Origin of the sequence: Halomonas marinisediminis, from assembly GCF_004347715.1 — a bacterium.
Classification (GTDB): domain Bacteria; phylum Pseudomonadota; class Gammaproteobacteria; order Pseudomonadales; family Halomonadaceae; genus Halomonas; species Halomonas icarae.
Genome location: NZ_SLTR01000231.1, coordinates 1 through 307 on the forward strand (window position 1 = coordinate 1; position 307 = coordinate 307).

Genomic DNA, 307 nt, shown 5'->3' on the forward strand with positions numbered 1-307 from the left:
GTGAAATTCAATGTCCATATATTATTGGTATCCATTGTTATTGGAGATTTAACAAAAGTCCTATCCCAAGTACCTACAAACCCCCTAACATCATCGTTCCCATTATTTCTAGCAATACCATAACCACCATTCCAGTCACGACTATCAGTTTTACCTATAAAAGCCCCCCACGTATCAGTTTCACTCTTCATTTTCCCTACAACAAACAGAGAAATAGTTGAAGGTTTAAGTGTTTCAGATTCTAAAACCTTTAATTTTTTTTTATTATTGAAATCGACTTGAGAATATCCGTTAATTAAGCTTGAGG

Annotated in this window: 1 protein-coding gene; it reads right to left on the reverse strand. The window is 34.2% G+C overall.

The window, feature by feature from the left end:
• A partial coding sequence (locus E0702_RS19200; RefSeq protein ID WP_165927592.1) for a hypothetical protein occupies positions 1-307 on the reverse strand: 307 nt, incomplete at both ends.